This is a genomic window from Abyssisolibacter sp. ZYX002, from assembly GCF_056892235.1.
In genome coordinates, this window is the sequence record NZ_JARMXH010000012.1 from 46367 (window position 1) to 71019 (window position 24653).

Annotated in this window: 22 protein-coding genes; 8 read left to right on the forward strand and 14 right to left on the reverse strand. The window is 30.2% G+C overall.

Annotated features, from left to right (window positions below; all coding sequences use genetic code 11):
* Nucleotides 1-31: 31 nt before the first annotated feature.
* Nucleotides 32-622 carry a sulfurtransferase-like selenium metabolism protein YedF gene (gene yedF, locus P3X86_RS19930; protein ID WP_483294496.1) on the reverse strand — a complete coding sequence of 197 codons (591 nt, stop codon included), beginning with the start codon at nucleotides 620-622 and terminating at the stop codon, nucleotides 32-34.
* A gap of 362 nt (nucleotides 623-984) precedes the next feature.
* Between yedF and P3X86_RS19935 the strand changes: the two genes are divergently transcribed.
* The 5 genes from P3X86_RS19935 (at nucleotide 985) to P3X86_RS19955 (ending at nucleotide 4739) form a co-directional block, all read left to right on the forward strand.
* Nucleotides 985-1347, forward strand: a complete 363-nt coding sequence (locus tag P3X86_RS19935) for a DUF2089 family protein (RefSeq protein WP_483294497.1) — start codon at nucleotides 985-987, stop codon at nucleotides 1345-1347.
* Nucleotides 1348-1371: 24 nt separating this feature from the next.
* On the forward strand, nucleotides 1372-2697 hold the full coding sequence (locus P3X86_RS19940) for a DUF4097 family beta strand repeat-containing protein (protein WP_483294498.1): 1326 nt from the start codon (nucleotides 1372-1374) through the stop codon (nucleotides 2695-2697).
* Entirely contained in the window at nucleotides 2681-3049 is a 369-nt protein-coding gene (locus P3X86_RS19945; RefSeq protein WP_483294499.1) for an SHOCT-like domain-containing protein, read from the forward strand. The genes P3X86_RS19940 and P3X86_RS19945 overlap by 17 nt, the downstream gene beginning before the upstream one ends.
* Before the next feature lie 242 nt (nucleotides 3050-3291).
* On the forward strand, nucleotides 3292-3867 hold the full coding sequence (locus P3X86_RS19950) for a class I SAM-dependent methyltransferase (protein ID WP_483294500.1): 576 nt from the start codon (nucleotides 3292-3294) through the stop codon (nucleotides 3865-3867).
* A gap of 71 nt (nucleotides 3868-3938) precedes the next feature.
* Nucleotides 3939-4739 (forward strand): class I SAM-dependent methyltransferase, encoded by an 801-nt coding sequence (locus P3X86_RS19955; RefSeq protein WP_483294501.1) that lies wholly within the window; start codon nucleotides 3939-3941, stop codon nucleotides 4737-4739.
* Between the two features lie 199 nt (nucleotides 4740-4938).
* Here P3X86_RS19955 and P3X86_RS19960 read toward each other — a convergent pair whose 3' ends face one another.
* From P3X86_RS19960 to P3X86_RS19970, 3 genes are read right to left on the reverse strand one after another with little or no spacing between them, the layout of a single operon-like run.
* Nucleotides 4939-5634 carry a CvpA family protein gene (locus tag P3X86_RS19960; RefSeq protein ID WP_483294502.1) on the reverse strand — a complete coding sequence of 232 codons (696 nt, stop codon included), beginning with the start codon at nucleotides 5632-5634 and terminating at the stop codon, nucleotides 4939-4941.
* A 10-nt stretch (nucleotides 5635-5644) separates the two neighbouring features.
* The gene (locus tag P3X86_RS19965) at nucleotides 5645-6730 is read right to left on the reverse strand and encodes a DUF5711 family protein (protein ID WP_483294503.1); all 1086 of its coding nucleotides are present in this window, start codon (nucleotides 6728-6730) and stop codon (nucleotides 5645-5647) included.
* Between the two features lie 37 nt (nucleotides 6731-6767).
* A complete protein-coding gene (locus P3X86_RS19970; protein ID WP_483294504.1) occupies nucleotides 6768-7817 on the reverse strand; it encodes a YkvI family membrane protein in 1050 nt (349 codons plus the stop codon).
* A gap of 249 nt (nucleotides 7818-8066) precedes the next feature.
* On the opposite strand from P3X86_RS19970, the gene P3X86_RS19975 reads away from it, so the two are divergent.
* Complete coding sequence (locus P3X86_RS19975) at nucleotides 8067-8450, forward strand: rhodanese-like domain-containing protein (RefSeq protein ID WP_483294505.1); 384 nt, start codon at nucleotides 8067-8069, stop codon at nucleotides 8448-8450.
* A gap of 765 nt (nucleotides 8451-9215) precedes the next feature.
* Here the strand turns inward: P3X86_RS19975 and nagB are convergent.
* From nagB to P3X86_RS19995, 4 genes are all read right to left on the reverse strand, one after another.
* Nucleotides 9216-9947 carry a glucosamine-6-phosphate deaminase gene (gene nagB / locus P3X86_RS19980; RefSeq protein WP_483294506.1) on the reverse strand — a complete coding sequence of 244 codons (732 nt, stop codon included), beginning with the start codon at nucleotides 9945-9947 and terminating at the stop codon, nucleotides 9216-9218.
* A gap of 11 nt (nucleotides 9948-9958) precedes the next feature.
* Complete coding sequence (gene nagA, locus P3X86_RS19985; protein ID WP_483294507.1) at nucleotides 9959-11107, reverse strand: N-acetylglucosamine-6-phosphate deacetylase; 1149 nt, start codon at nucleotides 11105-11107, stop codon at nucleotides 9959-9961.
* A gap of 14 nt (nucleotides 11108-11121) precedes the next feature.
* The gene (locus P3X86_RS19990) at nucleotides 11122-11853 is read right to left on the reverse strand and encodes a GntR family transcriptional regulator (RefSeq protein ID WP_483294508.1); all 732 of its coding nucleotides are present in this window, start codon (nucleotides 11851-11853) and stop codon (nucleotides 11122-11124) included.
* 106 nt (nucleotides 11854-11959) lie between these two features.
* Complete coding sequence (locus tag P3X86_RS19995; protein ID WP_483294509.1) at nucleotides 11960-12826, reverse strand: helix-turn-helix domain-containing protein; 867 nt, start codon at nucleotides 12824-12826, stop codon at nucleotides 11960-11962.
* A 164-nt stretch (nucleotides 12827-12990) separates the two neighbouring features.
* On the opposite strand from P3X86_RS19995, the gene P3X86_RS20000 reads away from it, so the two are divergent.
* Nucleotides 12991-13605 (forward strand): hypothetical protein, encoded by a 615-nt coding sequence (locus tag P3X86_RS20000; RefSeq protein WP_483294510.1) that lies wholly within the window; start codon nucleotides 12991-12993, stop codon nucleotides 13603-13605.
* Nucleotides 13606-13682: 77 nt separating this feature from the next.
* Entirely contained in the window at nucleotides 13683-15068 is a 1386-nt protein-coding gene (locus P3X86_RS20005; protein ID WP_483294511.1) for a flotillin family protein, read from the forward strand.
* Between the two features lie 282 nt (nucleotides 15069-15350).
* Here P3X86_RS20005 and P3X86_RS20010 read toward each other — a convergent pair whose 3' ends face one another.
* From P3X86_RS20010 to P3X86_RS20035, 6 genes are all read right to left on the reverse strand, one after another.
* Nucleotides 15351-17069: an NADH-dependent [FeFe] hydrogenase, group A6 gene (locus P3X86_RS20010; RefSeq protein WP_483294512.1), complete on the reverse strand. Its 1719-nt coding sequence runs from the start codon at nucleotides 17067-17069 to the stop codon at nucleotides 15351-15353.
* Complete coding sequence (nuoF, locus tag P3X86_RS20015) at nucleotides 17062-18354, reverse strand: NADH-quinone oxidoreductase subunit NuoF (RefSeq protein WP_483294513.1); 1293 nt, start codon at nucleotides 18352-18354, stop codon at nucleotides 17062-17064. Before nuoF ends, P3X86_RS20010 begins: the two co-directional genes overlap by 8 nt.
* Nucleotides 18354-18824: an NADH-quinone oxidoreductase subunit NuoE family protein gene (locus tag P3X86_RS20020; protein WP_483294514.1), complete on the reverse strand. Its 471-nt coding sequence runs from the start codon at nucleotides 18822-18824 to the stop codon at nucleotides 18354-18356. Before P3X86_RS20020 ends, nuoF begins: the two co-directional genes overlap by 1 nt.
* A gap of 53 nt (nucleotides 18825-18877) precedes the next feature.
* Nucleotides 18878-19237, reverse strand: coding sequence for a (2Fe-2S) ferredoxin domain-containing protein (locus P3X86_RS20025; RefSeq protein ID WP_483294515.1), 360 nt, complete (start codon nucleotides 19235-19237; stop codon nucleotides 18878-18880).
* 660 nt (nucleotides 19238-19897) lie between these two features.
* Nucleotides 19898-22555, reverse strand: a complete 2658-nt coding sequence (locus tag P3X86_RS20030) for a sigma 54-interacting transcriptional regulator (protein WP_483294516.1) — start codon at nucleotides 22553-22555, stop codon at nucleotides 19898-19900.
* Nucleotides 22556-22984: 429 nt separating this feature from the next.
* Nucleotides 22985-23668 carry an AlkZ-related protein gene (locus tag P3X86_RS20035; protein ID WP_483294517.1) on the reverse strand — a complete coding sequence of 228 codons (684 nt, stop codon included), beginning with the start codon at nucleotides 23666-23668 and terminating at the stop codon, nucleotides 22985-22987.
* Between the last annotated feature and the right edge of the window lie 985 nt (nucleotides 23669-24653).

A 24653-nucleotide genomic window follows, 5' to 3' on the forward strand; every position in this document is an offset into this window, starting at 1 on the left:
TGACTCAAGGGTATTTTATAATGAATAATCACTATATATTAATAACTCTGTCAGCATTTTTAAGCGTTTCAGTTATTGTATACATATTACTTATCTGTCCAACTTTTAATTTGTCCTTCAACTCAAAATAGTCAAGGCATGTTCCACACGATATAATTTCTACTCCTACCTGCTCTAGATGAATTAGGTTTTGCAATGCTTTCGATCCTTCACAAGTTAGCTTAACACCGTTATTGAAAAAAATAATACTCCTTGGATATGGCTCCACTTCAGTTAGCGAATATATGAATCCATTGATTAAAACTCTCCCTAACTCCTTGTCTCCACTTCCCATTAAATCATTGCTTATAGAAATAACTACATTTTCTGTATCACTTTTTTGCATAGGTATATTCACTACACTTTCTTCATCGTTAGTTATTGTTATTGTATAATCAGTTCCTTTTTGAACAACAATATGTTTTAACCCCATTTTGTTAATAAGTTTTAATACATTCTCTTTTGCTATATCATTATCTACCAAGACATTAATCTCTTTTGCATCTGATTCGTCTAATGCCTTTTTTGTCATTATAACAGGTTTAGGGCATCCCTCGCCTCTTGCATCTACTGTTTTTAGCACATTATCCTCTCCTTATATAGGATCTAAAATTTTTAACCTATATATAATTTTACATTATATGTAGGCAATGTTACAAATATAATTGACATTATCAATGATATTTTAATTTTCTATAAATTTTATCTATTCTCATAAAAGCAAATATGAACAAAATTAATTTTTTATATTATAAATTTAAAAATATTAATTTTATTATTGACAATTTTCATTTTTAGTTATACTATAAAAGCAGATATTAATTTATTTAAACTAAAAGTTTAATTTTTAAATATATTACTGATAAACAAAAGTATAAACAATATAAATATAAATTAACTGTCTTATAATTATAACAATTTTTATAATAAAAAGGAGGTTTTTCTATGAAAAATGAAGTTATTGGTAGATGTCCTGTTTGTGATAGTGAACTACACGTTTCTAAACTGCACTGTGATAGTTGTGAGACCTCTATAGAAGGAAGCTTTTCATTATGTAAGTTTTGTAAGCTAAATCCAGATCAGAAACATTTTGTTGAAGTATTTATAAAAAACAGAGGTAATATTAAGGAAATTGAAAAAGAACTAGGGATATCATATCCAACAGTAAGAAATAAACTAGAAAACGTTATTGAAGCTTTAGGTTATACTGCTAAATATTCACCAAAGGTTGATAGAAAAGACGTACTAGCAAAATTAAGTGCTGGTGAAATCAGTGCTGACGAAGCTGTAAAACTTCTTAAAGAATAAATTTATTACAGGAGGGATAATTTTATGAATGATGAAAGAATGATGATTTTATCAATGTTGAGTTCAGGGAAAATAACAGACGAAGAAGCTGCTAAATTATTAGACGCTTTAGATCAAAAAGAATCAGAAAATGATTTTAAAGTAAATCTTGATAAAAACAAATCAGAAAAATCAAAGCAAAAAAGTAAAACATGGGATATAAAGTTTAAAAAAGAACATCTGGATAATCTAGAAAAATTAGGCGAAGAACTTGGAAGTAAAGTCGAGAAAATAAGTGAAGACCTTGCAGAAGGAGCAACAGCTCTAGCTGATAAATTGCTCGGTAAGCTTGATAACTTTATTAAATCAAATGACGGTATTAATATCAATAGTTTTTTTGGAAGCTATGACACTAAGAGTCAAGCTATTTCTAGGATAATTACTAACGCTGAAGGTAAAACTTTAGATTTTAGCGCGGTTAATGGTCATATAGTGATTAAATCATGGCCAGAAGACAATATGAGAATAGATGCAGAATGTAAATATAAAAAGAGTGTTTACGAAGTTATGGGAGATTTCTATGAAATAAAAGAAACAGATGATAAGATAAGTATTTATCCAAAATATACAAAAAATATAAGCACTAGCTTAGATATAATGATTCCAAATAAAACATTTGAAAGAATTTATGCTAATACGAAAAATAGTAGAATTAAGTTAAATACTATATCAGCAAAAAATTTATTCTGTGAAACAAAAAATTCTTCTATTAGATTAGTAAACTGTACTAGTGAAAAAGCAAGTTTACACGATTCTAATTCAAGTATCACAATTGAAAATTCCACAATAGATGAAGTAGAGGCAATAACTTCTAATGCTAAAATACAGCTAATTAATAGCTCTCTTAAAACTGTAGATGGCTTAACTAAAAATGGCGGTATAATATGTGAATATATTAACTCTGATAATCTAAGCTTAGTTTCATCTAATGCTACTGTTAAATTAAACGATTTGAGATGTAAAGCAATAAAAGCTAAAACTTCTAATGCAACAATAAAAGCGCATAATATTAATACAAATGATTTAAAGCTAGTAAATCTATATACTACTAATAGTTCAATCAATCTTTCTCTGGATAGTAATCCAAAATCATATGACGTTGAAGCTCACACTTCAAATGGTAATATTGCATTAAATATACCTAATATGGTATATAAAAATAATGATATAAGTAATAGAAATAAAAAAATTCTTGCTATTAGCGAAGGTGCTGTTGAGCCAGATATAACTATAAAAACTGTTACTACTAATGGTTCTATAAATATAAACAAAGCCGATAAAACGGTGAATATTGATGTCACGAAATCATAAACAAGATAAAATTAGAATTCTTGAAATGATTGAGAAGGGTCAAATTACTTCTTCTGACGGTTTTGATTTATTAGAAGCGCTAAACGCTAATTATAGCAAAGAGAATGATAAAACGATTAAAATTAATGTGTATGATAAAAATAAAAGACTTAAATCAAATGCTAGTATACCACTTACTATACTAGAACTAAGTGCAAATTTTATATCCAAGTATATATCAAACGTAAGTGGTTCTAAACATTATATTGATAAAGATATTATGATAAATGCAGTCCGTAAAAATAAAAAAGGGATTATTTTTGAGTTTTGGGACGAAGAATCCGAGAAACGTATAGAAATAAGCATAAATTAAATATCTCTATGTCTTTAAAAAGATTATACAAATAGTGTATTCAAAAGTACCAGAGAATTGTAATTTGGTGATAATAGCACCTATCTAGGAAAAGTTTCACTAGCTATGTTACTTACTTGTAAAAAAGCTAATGATAATTTATGTGTGATAAAGAAAAAATGACTGCTATTTGATATAGAAAACAAAATTAATGAATTTGTTTAATCTAAAATTAATAATTCGAAAGCAAAAGGGGTGTTTTTTTGAGTAATATTACAGAGGATAGAATGTATTTTCATAAAGAACAGAAGGTTAATTTACAAGAGTTAAACTGCGATGGTACCATCTTAGATATAGGCGGTGGTGGAGAAGGCGTAATAGGTAATATATTCAAAGAAAAGGTTATTGCAATTGATCCTAGAAGAGATGAATTAGAAGAAGCTTTAGAAGGGCCTGTAAAGCTAGTTATGGACGCTAGAAATATGGATTTTCTAGACAATATGTTTGATTATGTTACTTCATTTTTTACACTTATGTATATAGCAAAGAAAGATCACAAAAAAGTATTGCAGGAGATGTATAGAGTATTAAAACCTAATGGTAAAGTAATGATATGGGATACGTGTATACCTAAACCATTTGTAGAAGATAAGGATATATATGTCGTGCAATTAGATATATCTACAAAAGATAAGAATATAAAAACTGGGTATGGTACTAAATGGTCTGAAGAAAAAATACAGGATATAAGTTACTATATTAAACTATGCGAGGATGTAGGGTTTAGTATTTTAGATAGAAAAGAAGGAGAGATATTCAGTATAGTATTACAAAAATAGAACAATAAAGACAAAGGGACTGTCTATTTTTCCGACAGCCCCTTTTATTAATTTAAAGGAGGTAACTTCAAATGAAAAATAACAATATAAATTGGCAAAAAGAAAGTACTCGATTTGATGTTGCATCTGATTATTACGATAAATATCGACCTAGCTATCCTAGTCAAATGATAGAACACCTTTTAAAGTATACAAATATGGTCCCTACAAAACAAATATTAGAAATAGGTTCTGGTAGCGGGAAAGCAACAGAACTGTTCGTTAATAGAGGCTATAATTTAACATGTATAGAACAAGGTGTAAACCTTGTCTCTAAAGGAAACGAAAAGTTTGCTCATACAAATCAAGTCAGTTTTATTAACACTAGATTTGAATATTGGCATGTATCAAAAAACACTTATGATTTGGTAATTTCTGCTCAAGCGTTTCACTGGGTTGAAAAACCATTAGGTTTTATTAAGAGTGCAAAAGCCTTGAAACCAAATGGTCATGTTGGGTTATTCTGGAATATGTACTATGACGATGAAGATATATCTACAAAGCCACTTATTGATATATGTAAAAAATATGGTGTTGTACCATTTTCAACTCGTAGCAATCTACAGAAATTACAACTAATTAACATTAAAGAAATAAATGAAAGCAATGTCTTTAATAAACCTGATGTTTTTGTGTATCCATGGTCTATTATTACAGATTGGCAAGCCTTTGTAGGCTTTTTAAAAACAGGAAACGGATATATTGCTTTAAAATCTTCCGTTAAAACCCAACTTGAGAACGAATTATTATCAATTTTTAAAGCTTTAGGTGGAAGTTTTGAGTTTAAATTTAAATGCACACTATATATAGCTCAAAAAAAAATAGCCTCATAAAATGAGGCTATTAGATTGATTACAAAGTCATCAAGATAGCAGACTGTGGTAAGAGTTCAAGTTCAAGGCGTGTTAAAATTGAGTAGCACAGCTTACTTAGAGGTAAGTGAGCAACGGAAATTTTGGGACAACGCAGAAATTGGGCTTTTGTCTACAGTCTGATAGCCTCATAAAAATGAGGCTATTACTTATTCTACTACTACCCTAAATAATCTAATACTTTAGCTATATGTAAATCATTTATTAAATACAATATAATGTTATTTGAGTAAAAAAAGTTCCCTATCACTGAACCTTCCATTAACTTTGACAACCACCCATCTGTTGATATAGATATAAATGGTGAAAGTATTACAAACATAAACGAAATAAATAATCCTCCTTTAACAACACCAAGAATCATGCCCATCAACTGATTTAGTTGTTTTATACCAGGTATCTCTGTAAAGCCTTCTATCGCTTTGAATACTATATGTAAAACAATCTTGATTATGATGAACACTAGTAAAATACTAATAACGTTTATAATCAAGTTGGTAAGTATCAAAGTCAGTTCTGAACCTGTATTTAATCCTGCTCCGCCTACAACACTACTATTACTTGCTATTGAATTCTTTACTTGTGATGGTAAATTAACATTATCAAATACATTACTCCCATCTAACATCTTAGCTATTAGTGCATTACTTTTTTTACTTGCAAAATTATATACTGCACTATATATCTTTTCATTTTTTGCTATCAACACTGCCATATTACTATAAAACTTTTTTGTAATAAGGATTGCTATTATAAATCCAGTAAGCTTAAAAACTTCTGAAACAAATCCCTTGCAATAACCTGCTATCATTGAATATAACAGCAAAGCAAGTATTATTATATCTAATGCATTCACTGGCTCCCTCCTATTGTTCTTCAATGTATTTGTATTCTAGTACTGTACATTTGTTTTGTGCTATTAATACTACTTTATTATTTATCATGTCCATATTTGATATGGATTCTTCATGTGTATATTTATTTACAACCTTTTTTGAATCCTCTATCATCGCTAAATCTTGTCCATTTATCAAATAAGTAAACTTGTTAGCAAAAACTATGTCATCATACGTTCCTTTTACTTCTACTTTATTTATAACATTTCCATTGTACCGAATGTATTTTAGAAAACCTTCTACTATACAACATATTATATTTTTGTTTTTGTCTATTTCCACATATGAATCTTCATCTATTTCTTTACTCCAAACTACTGATTCTTTACTTATTCTCCCATAAGTCTTGTCAGAAACATATATTAGATTTTCTCTATCTATAAAACTTATGTCATATACAAACTCGCCATCAAACTCCTTTGAGAATATCAATTTACCATTTATATCAAATGCATAAACATAACTTTTGATTTTATTGTCAAACATCTCAATTGATATACAGGCATACTCTCTATACTTATTAGACACCTCTATGTTTAAGGCAGTTCCTTTTTCCAGCATATTATTTGAAACTAGTTTACCAGAGCTATCTACTATATTGATTCTTGATTTCTGTGATAGATTTTGTGATAGTATAATTAAATTTCCATCCTCTTCTCCAATATTCAATATTGCGTTCTTAGGCTCATATTTCCAAATTATCTGTCCATTGATGTTCAATGCGTTGATTTGTCCACTATCACTATCTGCTACATAAATCTTGTCTTTTCCTAAATGCACTAGGGGATTTAAATAAGCTATAGTTTTACTCCATATTTTTTTCCCAGTATAATCTAAGAGTGTTACTTTATTATTTGAATAATATGCTATCCCTTTATTATAAAATCTAGACTTATCAGGGTTCACTTCATTTATTTCAAAACTATTAATTGGTACTATTTCTACATCCAAACTAGAAAATACTTTTTTTATTTTGTCCATCTTAAAAATAGCTATTATTATAACTGCCAGGATTAATACTGTCAAAAACTTGTAATTTACTTTTCTTACCCTCATATTATCCTCCAAAGTTAACTTGTAATATCTTATATTATTATATATTCTTTAATCTAGAGTGTAAATCTCTAAATACTATAGTTACTATCAATATCACTCCAACATACCCTAAAACAGGATACAAAAGTTCAACTAGTGTAGAAAATCCAAACTGAGATAATGGTATCGCACTTATACAAAATATAAATGAAACTACATATATGTTTAAATCCAATATCTGAGCAAATCTCTTAACAAATCCAAATGCATTACCTATAGCTGTTGTAAACATTGCTATCAATAAAACCATACTATATGTATATTCTGCAAACCTCCCGAGTCTTCCTGCTACTAAGAGCATTGGAATTTCAACTCCCTGCAAATCATTATTAAACATCATAAGTGGTATTATTATAAACAAGCTCATTATAAATAAAATAATCCCACTCATGATACCTGCCTTTATCGCTATCTTTTTGTTTGGTATTATGTCTAATGTAGCTCCAAGTACTACCATTGAAGGTATGCTGTTATAACTAACATACAATATCGATGAAAATAACCAACTCTTTTTCATATCTTCTGCACCATAAAAATTACTATAGTACATTTTTCCTTGACTACTGATAATATATATTGATATAGCAATTATAGCTGCCACTAAAATTGGTATTAGTAATGTATTGGCCTTAGCTAATCCTTCAACATTGTTAATTAGCACTATAAAGACAGCTATAGACATCAAATAAATCCCCATTTGAGGGCTACACTTTAACAGTTGCATTGTTATAGCTCCAGATCCCGCAAGCATAACACAATATATAATATATAAAAATGACAATACTGCTATTTCAAATATCCCAATCAAATTCTTTCCCAATAAAGGATTAATCAACTGAGCAAAACTTCTTGCTCTAGCTTCATACGTCTTTATCAATACTACACTTCCTATTATCATAAAAAAAACTGAGGAAATTATTGCTCCAATCAATCCTCTATATCCATGTATTGAAAAGAAATCCATTAGTTCTTTTCCAGAGGCAAACCCTGCTCCAACTACACTCCCTACATATATACAACTTAGCTTAATCCATCCTTTATTGTGCATTTTACTCCTCCATTACATTATAATACTAAGAGTATATTATTTGAATTTTTTAGTTATTACATTTTGATTACATTTGTGCTTAATTAGGTAGAATATATTATTATTGCTTTTAGACAAAGGAATATCGTTAATCTTATCGAACTATATAAGTATAATCAGAACAAAATATATTATGAAGGGAGTGAAAGTTATCAAGTTCGAAGATTAGTACATAGATCGTACATAGTACTAATTAACCTTGGTAACTATATGATTATGAATTCTGTGGAGCAAGCTGTTTCTAAATATTTTGAGGATTGCAACAAAGGGTGTAACAATATTGTATCTTGCGAAATGCTAGACGAATTGATGGACAATAATAAGGAAGACTTATTTATTTTAGACATAAGAAAAGCAGAAGATTTTAAAAAAGGACACATTGATAGTGCTATAAATATTTTTTGGTATGAGTTAGGTGAATGTATAGATGTCTTACCAAAAGACAAAAAAATTATAGTTGTTTGCTACTCTGGTCAATCTGCAGGGCAAGTAGTTTCATTGTTAAAAATATTAGGATATGATGCATGTTCACTAAAGGGTGGTATGTTGAACGGGTGGTTACAAAGTTCTCTCCCTATTAAAGAGGGCTGCTGAGACTAAACTACTTCTCTAGTTTAGAGAAATTAGTAAAACACTAAGAGGGTGGCTTATATTAAGCCATCTTCTTAGGTTGATGACAAAGTCATCAAGATAGCAGACTTTAGTAAAAGTTCAATTTCAAGGCGTGTTAAAATTGAGTAGCAGAGCTTACTTAGAGGTAAGTGAGCAACGGAAATTTTAACAACAACGCATAAATTGGGCTTTTTTCTACAGTCTGAGAGGATAGCTTATATTAAGCCACCCTATTGGATATTAATTACTAGCGTTTTGCAAAATAATATCTTGTATATCTAATAATAGGTGGTGGTTTCTTTCATTAAATCGGGCTATATCATCACTAATAGTATTTTCTGGGCAATACTTATAACATGCAAGACAGTTTTGACTGATTTTAAAGCTATTGTCGCATAGTTGTCTAAAATATCTATATCAAATACAGCTTCTTTGAAATTACGGATAAACCGAACTATACTTTTGCAACAATTTATAACTAAAAACATAGCATTTGAATCTAAAGACGACAATGATATTTATATTATATAAAATATCATATATATTTTTATATTAAATATCCGAATATCTTTGAGTCTTTATTTTTTAAATAGAACGGAAAAAATCATTGAATTTTTAATTTTAGAACGACTAAAGTGCTTAGCTCCGTTTAAATATCGAAACCAAGCACTCGTGTATTAAATTTTAATTAATTGATTGTCCACTTGACAAAACCCATTTCAACTAATGAATGTTATCTTAATCTTATTACTTGCTTAACATCATAGCAGCTTCTCTGTCTAATATAACAGTTACATCTGGATGTAGTTGTAATATCGAAGCTGGTACTTCTGGTGTGATATCTCCTTTTACTGCACTATATATAGCATGTGCCTTACTTTCTCCACTCGCTAGTAGTACTATCTTTTTTGCTTTCATTATAGATTTTATACCCATACTTATTGCTTTTTTAGGAACTTCATCTACCGAACTAAAGAATCTCGCATTTGCGTTAATTGTATCTTCTTTTAAGTTGACTAGATGTGTCTCACCAACAAATTTGCTATCTGGTTCATTAAAGCCAATATGACCATTCTGCCCTATACCTAATACCTGGATATCTATCCCTCCATGTTTATTAATGATTTGATCATAGTATTTACAAGCTTGATCTAGATCTTCAATCTTTGAACTTGGTATAAAAGTATTCTCTTTTTTGATATTAATATGTTTAAAGAAATTCTCATTCATATAGTAGTTATAACTTTGACTATTATCTTTATTTATTCCGTAGTATTCATCTAAATTAAAAGATAACACATTACTAAAGTCAACATCTCCTCTTTTATATGCTTTCACTAATTCTTTATACATACCCAATGGAGTAGAGCCAGTAGCTAACCCTAAAACACTATTAGGCTTTAATACTACACAACTCATAATAATACTAGCTGCTTTTTTGCTCATCTCTTCATAATTATCTACAATTATTATATTCATCAAATTCCTCCCTAAAGCTGTCCTTTATAAACAATATTTCCATTTACTATAGTTTTAAATATGTTTAAATCTTCATTAAAAATCACTATATCTGCATCCTTATTTTTAGATAAGCTTCCTTTAAATTTATCCACACCAATAGCTCGAGCTGGATTTGATGTGGCCATTCTAACTACTTCATACAAACTTAATGATGTATTATTATAAATATTCCTTACAGCATCATTCATTCTAAGTATACTTCCTGCCAGAGTTCCATCCTGTAATCTAGCTGAATTACTATCAACTATAACCTTTTGTCCTCCAAGGTCATATTCGCCACTACCTAAACCTCCTGCTCTCATAGAGTCAGTTATAAGTACTACTTTATCAATACCTTTTATATCGCAAAACATTTGATATAAACCTGGATGTACATGTATATTATCTGCTATCAATTCACATGTTACATCACTGGATAGTGCTGCTCCAACTACACCCGGCTCTCTGTGATGTAAGGGCGTCATAGCATTGAACATATGAGTTATATGATTAACTCCATGTTTAAAAGATTCCAATGCCTTATCAAATGTTGCATTCGTATGGCCGATAGATACTGTAATATTTTTATATGTTTCTTTAACTTTTGATAAAAATTCAAACTCAATGTCTAATTCAGGTGCTATAACTATAATCTTTATAATGTCCAAATACTCCTGTATCAAATCAAATTCAGGTCTAATTATATACTTTGCATCTTGTGCACCTTTATATACATCACTAATAAAAGGCCCTTCTAAATGAGCTCCTAATATATTAGCTCCTTTGTGCTCTAAACTCATACACTTCTTTATATTATTTAAAGCAAGCTCTATATTTGCTCTACTCATTGTCATAGTTGTAGGCAGAAATGATGTAACACCTGATTTAGTTATATTTCTACCCATCTCTAACATAGACTCTTCATCTGCATCCATCGTATCCTTACCTGCACTACCATGAATATGAATATCAATAAATCCAGGAGAAACATAATTGTTTTTAGCATCAATGATATCCACATTTTCTAAATTTGCTTTGTCTTTATCCACAATATCTTTAATTTTATCATCAAAAAAAATTACTTTATCTTCATCTATTCTATCTTTTAATATAAGTTTGCCCTTAATGATAGCTTTCAAGTTTTTCACCTTCTTTATGCTTTTAACGTAACCTCATATTTATATCTATCACTTCTATATATAGCTCTAACATACTCAATTGGTCTACCTGCCTCTAAATAAGTAATACCCGTAAATAATAACTGCATAGATTCTTCATCAATATTTAAAAGCTCACTTTCATATTCATTGACCTTGATTGGTTCTATAGTTTGTTTTGCATGACTAAATACAAAATCATATCTCTCTTTAAATATCTGATATAGTGATTTATTTAATAGCATTTCTTCCGTTAAGTCTGAACACAAATTAAATGGTATATACACGGTTTCTATTAAAAAAGGTTCACCCTCTACCATCCTTAATCTCTTGATTTCAAAGACTTTTTCATCATCTTTAATTTCTAATGCTTTTTTGATTTTATTAGTTGTATCAACAATTTTAAATGATAGTTCCTTGGTATTTGTTTTTAGCCCTTTTTCCTCCATTTGCTCAGTAAACCCTTTTAGTTGAAATATATTATGTCTTTTTTTTGGCTCTGATACAAACGTACCTTTCCCTTGCTCTCTATATAATACTCCTTCATTTACAAGTGCCATTACTGCTCTTCGTGCAGTCATCCTACTTACATTATACATTTGGCACAATTCTCTTTCAGGAGGTATATTATCGCCAGGTTTATATAAATCATTGTCAATCATCTCATTAAGTAACTCTTTTAACTGATAGTAAAGTGGTAACGGATTTTGTCTAGATACAGTTTTCAAACTCATCACCTCTATTGTTATATTGTTATGTTGTATATACCAATTTTAATCCAAATATTTATTAATGTCAAATAGTTTTATGCATATTAACTTAGATTTGTTAGTTCTATTTTTTTAATAAATTATTTTCTTTTATAGAATAAAGATAAGCTCTTTCAAAGTCTTGTCTCTTAGAGTACACTTCACGCAGTCTGCTATAAATATCTAATAGTAATATCTCATTGGCTGTATCTGATAAATAATCTTTGCTTAATTTCAAAAAACTCAAATATTCATTTTCATCATATTCCTTTGCAAAGATAGCTCTAATATAATAGTATTTACCTTTCCAAAAACCTTCTAACCTATTTACTTCTATATCTTGTATAAGCTCTCTTGCTTTTTTTATCTTATCCTTCTTTAAGAATATCTCTGCTTTGATTATTTTGTCTATACTACTCAAACAAAAACTCTCTATTTCTTGTGATATTTCTGCTTGTAACGTATTATATTCCTCATTAGATTCACATAATCCAATAGTGCCTAATTTAATATCTATAATATGTTCTCTAGGTACATATTCCATCTGTTCTGCCATCTGTTTAGCTTTATTATAAAGCTCAATAGACTCCTGCCCGTGTACCTGTTTAGCACATTCAATATAGGCTTTTTGCAAAATTATAAAGCTATTACTGTTCATTTTGTTTTCTTCATTTTCTAGCATATCTATTATAGTTCTATACTTATGTTTTGATACCAATTCCTTAAGTTTATTTTTTTTATCTATACTTTCTTCCTTATATGCATCTAGGAAATAACTGACTTTTTGATCGAGCACTGATGCTAAATACTCAATAGTTTTAATTGAAGGCATAGCGACATCATTCTCTATTTTGCTTAACATATTTCTTGTAATAAAGTTTCCTGCTACTTCTGATTGAGTCATTTTTAATCTCAATCTAGCTTCTCTAACTCTTTTACCTATAGTATCCAATGCCTATCTCCCCTCTATTATTTCATGTGAATTATATTCACCCTCTTTGTATATTAGTATAGCATTATTGTAAATAATAATCAAATTCTCTAACTTGACATCAAGAAATAAATGGTATATCATGTAATAGTGAATATAATTCACTATTTGGAGGTGTTAATATTATGTTAAATTCTATTGACTTAAAGCAATTATTTTTTTATGTGGCGATACCTTCCACTCTAGTATTGATTATCCAAACAGTCATTACCATATTAGGTCTGTCTTTAGACTCAGATTTTGATATTGATTCAGACGTAGATTTAGATACTGATATTGATTTTGATACTGATGCAGATTTTGATACATCTGCTATTTCATCTCTACATGGGTTAAGATTCTTTTCTATCCGTGGTTTATTAGCATTTTTTACTGTCTTTGGATGGGTTGGAGTATCTCTTTGCAATACATCATTACCACGGCTTGTTATTATCTTTATAGCTTTACTTTGTGGACTTATATCAATGTTTATAATCGCTCTACTTTTTCTATGGATTACAAGACTTCAATCAAATGGTCTATTAAATTTAAAAAATGCGCTAGGGAAAACCTGTGAAATTTATCTTACTATACCTGCTAACCGCAATGGAATGGGTAAGATAAATGTAATGATTCAAGATAGATATGTAGAATTTGACGCTGTAACTGATGATAATGAAAATATATCTACCGGCTCTCAAGCCAGAGTTATAGATATTTCTGGTAACAATATTTTAGTTATTACAAAAGAAAAATACTGATGAATTAGTAATGATATCACAGATTTTATATCTATGATTAATAAATTTATTTATAAATATTATAAGGGGGTATTATAATGAATGAAACTATGATTACTATCATTGTATGTGTCATTTTGTTGTTATCAACATTATTAGCACTACTATCAAGGTACAAAAAATGTCCATCCGATAAGATAATGGTTGTTTATGGTAAGGTGGGTAAGAGCTCTGAAGGAGGTCAGCGTTCTGCTAAATGTATACATGGTGGAGCAGCTTTTATTTGGCCAGTATTTCAATTCTACCAATTCTTAGATTTAACGCCTATTTCTATTGAAGTAAATTTAACCAATGCACTGTCTAAGCAGAACATAAGGGTTGATGTACCTTCAAGATTTACAGTTGGTATCTCTACAGAGCATGGTATAATGCAGAATGCAGCTGAACGTTTGTTGGGTCTACAACTAAACGATATTCAAGAACTTGCAAAAGATATTATATTTGGTCAACTGCGTCTAGTTGTAGCTACTATGGATATTGAAGAAATCAATACTGACAGAGATAAATTTTTAGATGCTGTTTCTCGAAATGTTGAATCAGAACTTAAAAAAATAGGTCTGCGATTAATTAACGTTAACGTAACAGATATTAACGATGAATCAGGATACATAGCTGCACTTGGTAAAGAAGCTGCTGCTAAAGCTATAAATGATGCTAAGAAAACCGTTGCTGAAAAGAATAGAGATGGAGCAATCGGTGAATCAAATGCTCTTAAGGATCAACGTGTTAGAGTTGCAGAAGCTAACTCTATGGCTATAAAAGGTGAGAACGAAGCTAAAGTAACAATAGCTGATTCAGAAGCTGAAAGAAGAGAAAAGGAAGCTGAAGCACTTAGAAAAGCGACTGCAGCTGAAAAAGTTCAATCAGCTCGTGCATTAGAAGAAGCTTACGAGGCAGAGAAAACAGCCGAAAAAGCTAGAGCTCAAAGAGAACGTGCTACTAAGGAAGCTGATGTTATTGTACTTGCTGAAATAGATAAGCGTAAAGCAGAGATAGAAGCAGAAGCTCAAGCTGAGCAAAAGAGAAGAATTGCAAAAGGTGAAGCTGACGCTATCTATGCTAAAATGGAAGCTAAAGCACGCGGTATTTCTGAATTACTGAGCAAACAAGCTGCTGGTTTTAAAGAAATCGTCAATTCAACGGGTGGTAATGCTAATGATGCAATCAAACTTATGCTAGCTGATAAGATGGAATCTCTTGTTGAAAAACAAGTAGACGCGATTAAAAATCTTAAAATCGATAAAGTTACTGTTTGGGATGGTATGTCTAAAGATGGTACACCAACAACAGCCAACTTTTTGTCAGGTATGATGAAATCAATACCACCAATGAAAGATATGTTTGACATGGCTGGTATGGAGCTTCCTGAGTACTTGGGAAAAGAAAAGAAAGATAAAAAAACTATCTCAAAAGAAGATGAATAATATTGTGGCTTAAATAAAATGAAAAGACTATACTATCCCTTAATGGGTATCAGTATAGTCTTTAATGTTATATGGATTGTCCTATTAGATGAACTGTATTTATTAACTCAATCTATACAATAGAATAAATTAAACCAATAAAAACGACGTTTAAAAGTACAAATAAAAAAGTCCTGAGTTATATAATGCATTGAACCTCAGTTTCTATTTCTCAAATTCATGCTTATATACACTCAGGAAAAAATAAGGATTGGGAAATTTACATGCTTTTAAACATGTTAATTAGCTTCTATCTGTGTAGTGTGTATGAAGTAATTCATGTGACACATGACTTAATGGCTTTTCTAAAAATTCTTCATATAACACAGCTACTGCAGGATTCTTGTGAGATTTTCTAATCTCTGAATTTCCATCTATCTGATATATCCCTTTTATTCTATTTTCTCTTATTTCGTTAGTTATAGGTATAGGTTGACCACCTCCACCTATACAACCTCCTGGACAACACATAATCTCTATAAAATGAAAATCTTCTTTACCTGATTTGACTAGCTCTAGTATTTCCCTTGCGCTTGCCAGGCTATTTGCTACTGCCACTTTAACATCTAAATCGCCAACTTTAACTGTAGCTTTTTTAATTCCTTTAAGTCCCCTAACTCCCTTAAATTCAATATTTTCTAGTTCCTCTCCTGTAACTACCTCATAAACAGTTCTAAGAGCTGCCTCCATAACACCTCCAGATGCTCCAAATATTACTGCTGCACCTGTTGAAATCCCCAATGGATCATCAAAATTATCTTCTACTAATGTATTTATATCAAGCCCAACTTCTTTTATCATCTTAGCTAACTCTCTTGTAGTTAAAACCACATCTACATCCTGATATCCACTATCCGCCATTTCTTTTCTTCCTGCTTCTGCTTTTTTTGCGGTACATGGCATTATTGAAACTACATAAACATCTTTTGGATCAATACCTATCTTTTTAGGATAATAAGTTTTTGCTAACGCACCAAACATCTGTTGTGGTGATTTACAAGTAGAAACATTATCTAAGAATTCTGGATAGAACTGTTCTACAAAATTAATCCAACCAGGGCTACATGAAGTCAACATTGGCAGTTTACCGTTGTTTTGTATTCTGTGAAGAAGTTCATTTCCTTCTTCCATGATTGTCAAATCGGCTGTAAAATTTGTATCAAACACAGCGTCAAACCCTAAATGCCTAAGTGCTGTAACTATTTTACCTGTTACTATACTTCCTGGCGGTAAACCAAAATCCTCACCTAATGCAACTCTTACTGCTGGAGCTATCTGTACAACAACATGTTTGCTATTATCATCTAAAGCACGCCAAACTGTGTTAATATCACTTTTTTCATATAATGCTCCTACTGGACAAACATTAATACATTGCCCACAATAAACACACTTAGTATCAGCAAGCCCCAAAGAAAAAGGTGTATCTATTCTCATATCACTACTTCTATGAACATTGTCAATAGCACCTATACCCTGCACTTCATGGCATACTTCTACACATCTACCACATTTAATACACTTGCTTAAATCTCTAACTATAGATGGATTAGAGCTATCTATAGGCAAATATTCAACTGTTTTTTCTAGTTTATACTCTCTTATATTTAGTTCATTACATAACTGCTGCAACTCACAATTTCCGTTTCTAACACAGGCAAGACATTCTGCGTTATGATTTGATATAATCATTTCAACTATTGCTCTTCTTGCATCTCTTACCTTTTTAGTATTAGTTTTTACGACCATACCTTCTCTTACTGGCGTACAACATGATGCTGCAAGTGTATTTTGTCCTTCTACCTCTACCACACATACACGACAGCTACCTTTTATATGTTGATCTGGATGAAAACATAATGTTGGTATTTTTACATTTACCATTTTTGCTGCATCTAATATAGTTTTTCCATCATCCACAGAAACAGTTTTATTGTCTATAGTCAAATTTATTTTACTCATTTATTATCGCCCCCTTATCGAACAGACAACTGTTTGCTCTACATTCCTTGTTAATATGCTCTTTAATCTCATCTTTAAAATACTGTAAACAAGATATCACAGCTGTAGGAGCGGCTTGCCCTAGTCCACAAAGGGAGGCCGTCTTCATTACTTCGCAGATTTCTTCTAATATCTCTACATCTTTCTCTGTAGCAACACCTTTGGTTATCTTATGCAATATCCTTACTATATGTCTATTTCCCTCTCTACATGGAGTACATTTACCACAAGACTCATGTTTAAAGAACTCCATAGTTGCTAATAAAAAGTCTAACACGCACACACTATCATCAGCCACAAACATTGCTCCTGAGCCTAAGCTTACTCCGTTCTCTCTCAAGCAATCAAAGTCTATCTTTATATCTAGTAAATTCTCTGGAATACAGGCTCCTGAAGAACCTCCTAGTTGTACAAATTTAACTTTTTTATCCGTATCCATTCCATCGCATAAATTATTTATTATTTCTCTTAAGCTAATTCCAAACTCTATCTCAAATACTCCTTTATTCACTACATTACCTGATACAGATATGAGTTTTGTTCCACTACTTGATTTTGTTCCATATTCTTTGTATTTCTCTGCACCTAAATTGAGTATAACAGGTATATTAGCTAGAGTTTCAACATTGTTAACAAGCGTTGGTTTGTTCCAAAGCCCTGCTACTGGAGGATAAGGTGGCTTAAATCTAGTCCTTCCTGCTTTTCCTTCTATTGATTCAATTAGTGCAGTCTCTTCTCCACATACATATGCACCAGCACCCGATCTAACTTCTATATCAAAATCAAAATTAAACCCAAATATATTAGTTCCTAAATAACCTGCTTTTCTTAAAACATCTATACTCTTTATCAAAAGTTCTTTTGTCTTAGGATACTCTCCCCTTATATATATATATCCCTTAGTCGCTCCAACTGCGTGACCACAGATTATCATACCCTCTATTATTTGAAATGGACTTCCATCTAATAACACTCTGTCTTTAAATGTGCCAGGTTCACCTTCATCTGCATTACATATAACATATTTTATAGGCGAATCTTCAGATGCTGTAAACGACCACTTTAGTCCAGTTGGGAAAGCTGCTCCTCCTCTACCTCTAAGGTTCGACGCTTTTACCTCATCTAGTACTTCCTGTGGCTTCTTTGAAAGTGCCTTCTTAGTAGCACTAAAACCACCATTGCTTTCATATTCAGTTATGGATAGTGGATCTATCTTACCACACAATTTAGATATCAAATTTACCATTACTCCACACCTTCTTTCAAGTCGTTTATAATTTGCATTGCTCTATTAACAGTCAAATTACCATACACTTTATCATTAACTTTTATAGCCGGTGCAACATCACAAGCTCCAAAACAGCTCGTATATTCAAGAGTAAATAACTTATCTGACGTAGTATCTCCCATCTTTATTCCAAGTACTTGCTCAAACGCATTTGCAATAGCTTTTCCTCTATTTATATAACAGGGCCCACTATTACATATCTGTATCAAATATTTACCTCTTTCTTTTGTAGATAGCATAGAATAAAATCCTGCTACGCTGTAAGCTTTACTAAGAGGTACATTTAATTCCTTTGAAATATCTCTTAGAGATGTTTCGCTGATGTAATTACCAGGTGTCTGTGACTGTACCTCTATTAACACTTCTAACAGTTTATCTTGAGTATTACCCACTTTGTTTATGGCTTCCATTACCACTTTGGATTGCATAATATATCCTCCCTTCAACTTTTAAACATGATTATTTACTCTTCATTAAATAATCATAGCTTAATTAACCATTCATTAATCGGCTCATCATACATACTATGCGATATTATTATCGCTCTAGCCATTTTCTGATTTACGTATTCATATGTGTATTTTTCGCCCTCTGGAGTGTATATGTCTAACAACGGTTCCCTACAGCACATTCCAATACATCCTGTAGTTTCAATTATTATATTATCTAATTCAGCTTGTTTTACAGTCTCCTGCAAACTGATTAAGACATCGTTAGCACCAACGCTAACGCTACAGATAGAGTATCCTAATACCGCTCGAAATTTTCCTGATGGTCTTTTTTTATCTATAGCTTCTAGTGCTTCACTCCTTAATTGTTGATATGACGTTACTATAGACATAATGTAACCTCCTTTTATAATTTATCTAAATATATTGCAACTACTGTGCCAAATTTTTCTATTAGTTCAAATTTTAATTTTTTGAGTCACAGAGCTGTAATTTACTAATAAATAAAGAAAGGCTAATATTTTAGACTTTCTTTGGTAATTTTTACCTAAATGCATACTTGCATTTAATCATGCACAAATGCATTATTTGAGCTTTACAGTACTACTATTGGTTAAACTTAATCTTACTAATAGAATTATTTATTATTCGCAATATTTTTTCTTCTCACTTTAGAGAATTAAGCATCATATTTTACATTAAAAAACGTTTTCATTTAAGTTATTATAATAATTCGCACATGCTCTATTTTCGATTTGATCTTTGGATTGTTTAAGTCAAAGCTCATGATTAAATTTAGTAAATATCCTTTTAATTTATTTTAGAATATTCTGATTTTTGATTTTTTATTGCGAGTTTCACAAAAATAATCATATCAAAGACAGATAAAATTTTTGATTAAATTTTAATATTGATTGCAATTTATATAAATCCCTCTTTACTGTAATTTTTGAACCTTTACTACAAAACAAAAGAAGTACTCAAATAATGAGTACTTCTTTTTATTACCCTCAGTTTAAATTTATTTAAGCTAATAACAGCTCTAATTAATTCTAATCATGCATAAATGCATTGTTTTTAAAATATTTTTGTATTTTTCTTACTACTGTGGATTGATTAACTTTTAAAACTTGTGCTATTTCATAGGTTGTCCTGTATTTTTTGTATGCATTCTCAATCAATTGTTTTTCTAATAGTTCTATTGCTTCTTTAAGTGGAATAATTCCGTTAATATCTATTTTATTAGCATTTCTAAGGTTCTCCATAAACAAAAATGCTGGCAAATCATTCTTATCTATTGTATCATTTCTAGTGGTTACTATTAGTCTCTCTATTAAATTCTCTAGTTCCCTAACATTCCCAGGCCAATCGTAAGTTTTTAAGATTTCTTCTCCTTGGCTAGTTATTTTTTTAGAGCAACTGTATTTATTATTGTATATGTTAAGAAAATAATAACAAAGCGGTAATATATCATCAACTCTTTCTCTAAGTGGAGGTATGTTTATTGGCACAACATTTAGTCTATAATATAAATCTGCTCTAAATGTCCCCTCCTTAACCATTTGGAACAAATCTCTATTGGTCGCGGCTATTATTCTTACATCTACATAAATTTCCTTTGTTCCTCCTATTCTTATAAGCTTTCTTTCTTGTAAGACTCTTAATAGCTTAACTTGTATATTAAGAGGTAATTCTCCTATCTCGTCTAGGAAAAGTGTCCCTTTATCTGCTATTTCTATTAATCCTGGTTTTCCACGCTTAGATGCGCCTGTGAATGCACCTGTTTCATATCCAAAAAGTTCTGATTCTATCAAACTTTCTGGAATGGCTCCACAGTTTATCTTAACCATGGGAATATCTTTTCTTCCGCTAAGGCTATGTATGAATTTTGCAATTACTTCTTTTCCTACCCCTGATTCTCCTAGTATAAGTATTGTTGAATCAACACATGCTACTTTGCTTGCTGTCTGCAGTACTTTACCGAACTCAATACTGTTTGCAACAAGATTTGCATTGTTCGTCACATTGTTATACATTTCTTTTTTATCATTTTCAATATTAAAATATTTTTGTAACTTCTTTGTCTCATTTAGTTGCTCTCTTAGCTTAATTAATTCTTCAATATCTCTTATATTCGTGACAACTCTAGCTATATTGTTACTTTCATCAAAAACAGGTGTAGCTGTTGCTAAATATTGATTTGAATTAAACGAATTTTGTATAAATGATATTCTTCTCTTTTCTTTTAGTACTAGGAGTGTTCCTGATGGGAATATTATGTTATTATTCTCCATTTCTAGTACATTGTCTTTCTCTCTATCAAACCCGATCATGTTCTTCCATGCTTTATTCGTCTTTAATATTTTGCCTTGCCCATCTGTTACCATCATCCCATCATACGAAGATTCTATTATCGTCTCAAGCTCTTCTTTTAGTGTAGTAATCTCTTTTAATCTTCCCGATATCTCCTTTAATAACTTAGTCTTTTTGTTGTTCAGATAAGGAAGGCACATCTCAACTTCTGCAATACCTTGCACAACAGCTACTGCTTTGTCTCTACATGTGTTGTATCCACATGCCCCACAATTGAGTTGATCTTTTTCCGTTTGCTTATCTGTTAGTTTAAGTACCTGATCTATTTCTCTTTCCGACGGATATGGCATTATACTTCTTCTGTTAGTGAACGTCCTTTTATAATTAATTTCTGTATCTAACTCTACTGCATTTTTTACGTATTTTCTATTATTGTAGAATTTTTTTATTGTATGTAATTTCTCAAACATACTAAGATCACTATCTATTTTACATCCATTTATACAACCATTACACATAAGCACATCTACAAATTTAAAAGTAAATTTTCCTTCAAGAAGTGAATCTACAAGTTCAAAGCATTCTTCCTCACCATCAATATATATGTAATCTTCATTTATTAGGCTGTCGTCTTGTTTAAACACATTCTTAATCATTCCACCTGATAGAGGAAATAATCTGCCGTTTCTATTACCAACAACATCAAACTCTTGCTCACTTGACTGCCTTATATTGATTTTATTTTTTATAAAAAGCCTTTTAAGCTCCTCAAATGTTAAGGCACAATCTATTACACCACTATTTTGAAATTCCATAGCCTCAGCTTTTTTAGCAACACATGGTCCTATAAATACTATCTTTGTATCATCCTCTGGGTATTTTTTTCTTATTATTCTACCAGTGCTTATCATTGGAGATACAAAGGGTAACAGATTATCAATAAGCTCAGGATAATGCTTTTCTATCATAGTTGTAAATGCTGTACACGCAGTACTAATATATGTTTTCTTATCATTATCAGATATATAGTCTTTTACTCTATTCGATAGCTCTTCTGCTCCAAAAGCTACTTCCCATACTTCGTCAAACCCTAATTCCTTCAAAGCACCCACTACTTTTTTGTATGAAAACGTATGAAAACTTACCACAAAAGAAGGAGCTATACAAGCAACTATTCTCTTATTTTGTTTTAGAATGTTTTGGCATCTTGTCTCACTATCTAGGACAATTTTAGCATTTTGAGGACAACTGCTTATACACTTACCACAGTTGATGCATCTAGAATACATTATTTCTGCTTGTCCATTTTTTATCTGAACAGCTTTAACTGGACAATTTCTAACACATGCATAACACTGTTTACACTTGTTTTGTGTCACACTTATTATATTTTTCATCTTGAACACCTTTCCTGTAATTTCTTTTTATGTTGAATTACAAAATGTAATTTTTTAATATGTATTAAATAAATGAGAATTTTATGCCTAGAATTTTTTTATGAGTAACTATGGAATTGAATTGCGTATATTTTAAATGTTATATATTATATTTTGTGCAATATAAATAAATTGTACTTTATATTTTAATGAAATGCAATGCTTATATCTACAATACTTAATATTATATTTATTATATTAGTTATATTATTATTGTCTTTTCTTATCATGCGTCAACTAGAATAGTTATTTGTATAAACTTTTTTAAGTTATCTTATTAATTGTAAGTATACAACATTTTTCATGCTAAATTTGTCAAAATCAATAATAGTCAAATAAAAGTAGCTAATTCTTATGAAAAGCTACTCTTTAATATGTATGCGTTATTATTTATCTTTTATATAAAAATTTTTTTATTACTTTCTCTTGAGCCTTTGAATTTAATTCTAAAATTCTTTTTTTTATTTTATCTATTGCTTCACTTTCATTAATATTATTAGCTTTTATAAATACCTCTTCTTCGAAAAATTCTTCTACTCTTACAAATGTAGTCACCGGCCATCCATACTCTCTGCCCTCTTTTGATATTTTATATTTCTGCCCACTTATAGTAATAAACATTTTCATTTGTAGCGTAGTAAGTGCAGTATTAAGTTTTTTATTTTCATCTTTATTAAAATACGTTTTTATTTCATGTAATGCTATATTTGGATTATCGCATATAACATCATAAACTTTTTTAGCAATACTACTAATCTTTCCATCTCTATAGCACTTATCCAATGATTCTCCGCCACGTCTTATAGCCAAAAAGTACGGGTACCATTCTTTAGTTATCCACCCTCCTTTATTAAAAAACAATTTACCATATGCTATATCACCGCACTCTATAATACTTCTAATTCTCCATTTCCAAGGATCAGTTTCTTCATTATCAGTATGACTTTCAATATTTTCTCCATAATAGCTTGATAATGCAAATATTCCTTCATCATTACTTCCACCAAGAGAAAAACCAGCTCTTCTAATTTCACTACAGAAATCGTTAAAACATGTGATGTTATTAATTTGCATACCATTTACACTCCTTTTTAATTGTTACTAGTTTAATTTTATTAATAAATTTATTACATGTCAATAATAGATGCCAATTATAGAAGCAGTTACAGATATTTAATTATATTTTTACTATTTTTTCAAAATTACGTATTGTATTACATTATTATTAGTAATATGTTATAATAGTCCTTGTGTTAAAACTAATAAATGAAAGAAAGGAACTATTTCTAATATGGCAAAAGATTATAAACTTCTGAAATGGTCTGTAATTTTTATATTCATCAACGTAAAGATTCAGTTTATAAATATAACACCTAATATATTGGGCTATATATTAATAGTAATTGCTTGTTCTAACTTATATTATGATACTAACGATAAGTTTTTCTTAAAATCTAAAAAAATAGCCAGTATATTGATTCTCGTTGACGTGATTATATTCTTTATAAACACTACTAGTCCGTCTTATATTATTTTGCAAACGATAGTATACAATATTTTAAGATTAATGTTATTTTACAATATTTATAGTGGAACTATTGCTTTAGTCCATTCCAAATATGTGACTTTAACAATCAAATTGTTTAAAACACAAAAAACCTTGATATATTATTTTGTATTTCTGTCTATCCTATTTAGTCTAACTTTGTTTTCAAATAATAGCGGTCTTACATTTGTACTCTTTTTTAGTATATTTTTTCGATTAGTTTTTGCATTATACTTAATGGTTGATTTCAATAATATAAAAGCCAAGTTGGAAGAATATGAAGCAACTAATCTATAAATAATTATAAAGTATAAAAAAGATATCTTTTTGGATAGATGTCTTTTTTATATCGTTTATTTGTACAGATTGTTATCTTTTTATGCACAATATAATATCAAAATTGGGTTATTACAAAAAAGTATCAAGGGTTTATAAGAGGAATGAGCATACTTAGGATGTATGACTTAAAAATTTTGATTTACAAAAAATAAGAAACCAAAAATTATCTAGATG

What these genes read in the sequence shown, in the direction of transcription:
- P3X86_RS19935 (WP_483294497.1), top strand. Translation starts at nt 985, where the DNA reads ATGAAAAATGAAGTTATTGGTAGATGTCCTGTTTGTGATAGTGAACTA.
- P3X86_RS19940 (WP_483294498.1), top strand. Translation starts at nt 1,372, where the DNA reads ATGAATGATGAAAGAATGATGATTTTATCAATGTTGAGTTCAGGGAAA.
- P3X86_RS19945 (WP_483294499.1), top strand. Translation starts at nt 2,681, where the DNA reads ATGTCACGAAATCATAAACAAGATAAAATTAGAATTCTTGAAATGATT.
- P3X86_RS19955 (WP_483294501.1), top strand. Translation starts at nt 3,939, where the DNA reads ATGAAAAATAACAATATAAATTGGCAAAAAGAAAGTACTCGATTTGAT.
- P3X86_RS19965 (WP_483294503.1), bottom strand. Translation starts at nt 6,730, where the DNA reads ATGAGGGTAAGAAAAGTAAATTACAAGTTTTTGACAGTATTAATCCTG.
- P3X86_RS19970 (WP_483294504.1), bottom strand. Translation starts at nt 7,817, where the DNA reads ATGCACAATAAAGGATGGATTAAGCTAAGTTGTATATATGTAGGGAGT.
- P3X86_RS19975 (WP_483294505.1), top strand. Translation starts at nt 8,067, where the DNA reads ATGATTATGAATTCTGTGGAGCAAGCTGTTTCTAAATATTTTGAGGAT.
- nagB (WP_483294506.1), bottom strand. Translation starts at nt 9,947, where the DNA reads ATGAATATAATAATTGTAGATAATTATGAAGAGATGAGCAAAAAAGCA.
- P3X86_RS20000 (WP_483294510.1), top strand. Translation starts at nt 12,991, where the DNA reads ATGTTAAATTCTATTGACTTAAAGCAATTATTTTTTTATGTGGCGATA.
- P3X86_RS20005 (WP_483294511.1), top strand. Translation starts at nt 13,683, where the DNA reads ATGAATGAAACTATGATTACTATCATTGTATGTGTCATTTTGTTGTTA.
- P3X86_RS20010 (WP_483294512.1), bottom strand. Translation starts at nt 17,069, where the DNA reads ATGAGTAAAATAAATTTGACTATAGACAATAAAACTGTTTCTGTGGAT.
- nuoF (WP_483294513.1), bottom strand. Translation starts at nt 18,354, where the DNA reads ATGGTAAATTTGATATCTAAATTGTGTGGTAAGATAGATCCACTATCC.
- P3X86_RS20020 (WP_483294514.1), bottom strand. Translation starts at nt 18,824, where the DNA reads ATGCAATCCAAAGTGGTAATGGAAGCCATAAACAAAGTGGGTAATACT.
- P3X86_RS20025 (WP_483294515.1), bottom strand. Translation starts at nt 19,237, where the DNA reads ATGTCTATAGTAACGTCATATCAACAATTAAGGAGTGAAGCACTAGAA.
- P3X86_RS20030 (WP_483294516.1), bottom strand. Translation starts at nt 22,555, where the DNA reads ATGAAAAATATAATAAGTGTGACACAAAACAAGTGTAAACAGTGTTAT.
- P3X86_RS20035 (WP_483294517.1), bottom strand. Translation starts at nt 23,668, where the DNA reads ATGCAAATTAATAACATCACATGTTTTAACGATTTCTGTAGTGAAATT.